A 2,705-nucleotide genomic window follows, 5' to 3' on the forward strand; every position below is an offset into this window, starting at 1 on the left:
ACATAGTGTTTATAGTTATTTTTTTGGTTTTAAACATATTTATGTTGGGTACGAGAGTAGGAACATTTCTCATTTAGTGTACCATGAGGACTTTCTTTTTTCTAAAGCTTTACACTTGAAATAGAAAAAATTGTATAAAGAAGGTGTTGTTATTATGGCAGAAAAGCATTTGATCGCGCTAGACTTAGATGGTACGTTGCTAAAGGATGATAAGACAATATCATTAAAAACAAAAAANNTTGTCATGATTGCAACCGGAAGACCTTTTCGTTCAAGTGAAATTTATTATAAAGAAATGAATCTTGATACTCCAATTGTTAATTTCAACGGAGCTTTTGTGCATCATCCAAAGGATAAAAAGTGGGGAGTTTATCATACACCGCTAGAAGTAAATATTGCTAAAGAAATTGTTGAGGGATGCAGTTCCTTTCATTTTCATAACATTATTGCAGAGGTCATTGATGATGTTTACTTCCATTATCAAGATAAAAAGCTTATAGAAATATTTGGCTTCGGTGAGCCGAATGTGACGACTGGTGATTTGCGCAATTTTCTAAACGCCTCTCCTACAAGTATGTTAATTCATACCGATCAGGAGCATGTGCAAACGATTCGTGATCATCTATCGAGCCTCCATGCTGAAGTCATTGACCACCGAAGCTGGGCGGCCCCGTTTCATGTTATTGAAATAGTAAAGGCGGGATTAAATAAAGCTGTTGGGCTGAAAAGAGCAGCTGATTACTTCCAGATTCCTGCTGATAGAATTATCGCTTTTGGCGATGAGGACAATGATCTGGAAATGCTTGAATTTGCAGGATATGGAATCGCTATGGGGAACGGAATAAATGAGGTTAAATCAGTGGCAAAAGATGTTACCTTAACAAATGAAGAAGACGGTGTTGCCGTTTATTTAAATGAATTATTAAATTTGAANNNTTCGATTAGAGCATACTAATCAACGAGGCAGCAGATAAGCTGTTTCAATAACTTCTTTTCTGGAGGGGATTCGATTGGGTAGACGTAATAAATCGAAACGCTTTGTTCAGCAGGGTGTAGATTCCGTTACTAAACATGCAGAACGTATCCCTTATCATACAACATATGCAGAGGCTGAGGCAGAGAAAATGGCTAATGTGAAAGATTCTTCTATTGGAGGGGCATAAAATGGGGAATAGATTATTTCAAGAAGCGAAACAATCTGTAAACATGGCAAAAGCGGCATTCCCCTCTGAGCAGGCTAGCGCTGTTGCAGTAGCCAAAAATGCCTTAAGCTCTGCATACGCAAACTCGACAAGAGCAGAGCAGGAACAGTTAGCAGGCATGCAGCAAGCGTTAGATGAAATTCCTTCAAATCCTCAATCATAACAGAAACAACAAGCTGACATTCTACTTGTCAGCTTGTTGAACTTTATCCAGGATTACTGGAAGTGCATTTATCATTTTGCCTTCTTCATTTCGCTCATACAAATAAAGAATAATGGTACCGCTCTCAGGGAAATTCTCTTCCGGAAAATTTATATCTATTTTTATTGTTGACCATGAAGGAAATTTTTCCTTCGTTGCCAGCCTCTTCTCAGAAATAAATTCATTATGTCCATCCTCAACGACATAGAAAAACTCTCCGCTGTTTGACCGTGCTTCCCCAATTACTGTGTAACTCCCTTTCTCGCCACTTACCTCTATTTTTCGAAACGCATTGTTTTCCGTGGCTACTCCCTCCATGTCGTTATAACTGACGAAAGAATGGGTCATCATTTCTCCAGCATATGTCGAAAAGGAGCCAATCATGAATAAATAGGCAATAATAATCTGAAGCATTTTAACCCTCCAAAGGTAAATTAATCCTTGCGGAAGAGACCTAATACACCAACTGTTTGCACAATATTAGTAAAAGCATTTGAATCTATCTCTTTTATTATTCTTTCTAAATAAAATAATTCATAACGAGTGATAACAATCATGAGCATTTCCTTTTCCTCATTAGTAAATGAACCTTTGGCAGGTACAATGGTAATTCCTCTAAGCAGTTTTTCATGAATGACTTTTTTCATTTCATCTGATTTTTTCGTAATGATCATAACCGTTAGTTTCTCATGTCTCGTGTGAATGGCGTCAATAACCCTTGTTGACACGTAAAGCGTCATAATTGTATACAATGCCTTTTCCCAGCCGTAAAGGGCACCTGCTGTTATAATGATAATCGAATTTAATAGAAAGAAATACGTGCCAATCGGTTTATCATTTAAACGTGAAAGGACCATTGCAATAATATCCATTCCACCTGTTGACGCTCCCCATTTTAAAGTTATTCCTACTCCAACAGCTCCAATCACTCCACCAAAAACTGCATTTAATAAGATATCGTTCGAAAACTCCTTTACAGGAATCACTTCTAAAAAGATCGACATAGCCAGAACACTGATAAAACTAAATAGCGTAAAGGACCTTCCTACCTTCATCCAGCCTAGAAGAGCAACTGGAACATTTAAAACAAATAGGAAAATTCCAGTAGAGATTCTCCCTTCAAATATGCTGGATAAAAGCTGTGCAGCACCTGCAAATCCGCTGGAATAAATATTCGCTGGAATTAGGAAGAAGTTCATAGCAATCGCCGCGAGAAACGCACCAATTAATACGATGATTAATTTCTTTGTTCTTAACCAAATCATATGTGATCACCTACCTAAATTATTAGTATTACCCAA

At 37.4% G+C, this 2,705-nt stretch carries 5 protein-coding genes; 3 read left to right on the forward strand and 2 right to left on the reverse strand.

The window, feature by feature from the left end; genetic code table 11:
* Window positions 1-154: 154 nt before the first annotated feature.
* From V7149_RS01990 to V7149_RS02000, 3 genes are read left to right on the forward strand one after another with little or no spacing between them, the layout of a single operon-like run.
* The gene (locus V7149_RS01990; protein WP_335343992.1) at window positions 155-955 is read left to right on the forward strand and encodes a Cof-type HAD-IIB family hydrolase; all 801 of its coding nucleotides are present in this window, start codon (window positions 155-157) and stop codon (window positions 953-955) included.
* 55 nt (window positions 956-1,010) lie between these two features.
* Complete coding sequence (locus V7149_RS01995) at window positions 1,011-1,163, forward strand: hypothetical protein (protein WP_335343993.1); 153 nt, start codon at window positions 1,011-1,013, stop codon at window positions 1,161-1,163.
* A 1-nt stretch (window position 1,164) separates the two neighbouring features.
* Entirely contained in the window at window positions 1,165-1,365 is a 201-nt protein-coding gene (locus tag V7149_RS02000) for a DUF3813 domain-containing protein (RefSeq protein WP_335343994.1), read from the forward strand.
* A gap of 21 nt (window positions 1,366-1,386) precedes the next feature.
* On the opposite strand, the gene V7149_RS02005 is transcribed toward V7149_RS02000, so the two are convergent.
* Window positions 1,387-1,818 carry a Gmad2 immunoglobulin-like domain-containing protein gene (locus V7149_RS02005; RefSeq protein WP_335343995.1) on the reverse strand — a complete coding sequence of 144 codons (432 nt, stop codon included), beginning with the start codon at window positions 1,816-1,818 and terminating at the stop codon, window positions 1,387-1,389.
* A 20-nt stretch (window positions 1,819-1,838) separates the two neighbouring features.
* Window positions 1,839-2,669: a YitT family protein gene (locus V7149_RS02010; RefSeq protein WP_335343996.1), complete on the reverse strand. Its 831-nt coding sequence runs from the start codon at window positions 2,667-2,669 to the stop codon at window positions 1,839-1,841.
* Between the last annotated feature and the right edge of the window lie 36 nt (window positions 2,670-2,705).

It is taken from the genome of Bacillus sp. JJ1503, from assembly GCF_036965125.1.
Lineage (GTDB): Bacteria > Bacillota > Bacilli > Bacillales > Cytobacillaceae > Cytobacillus.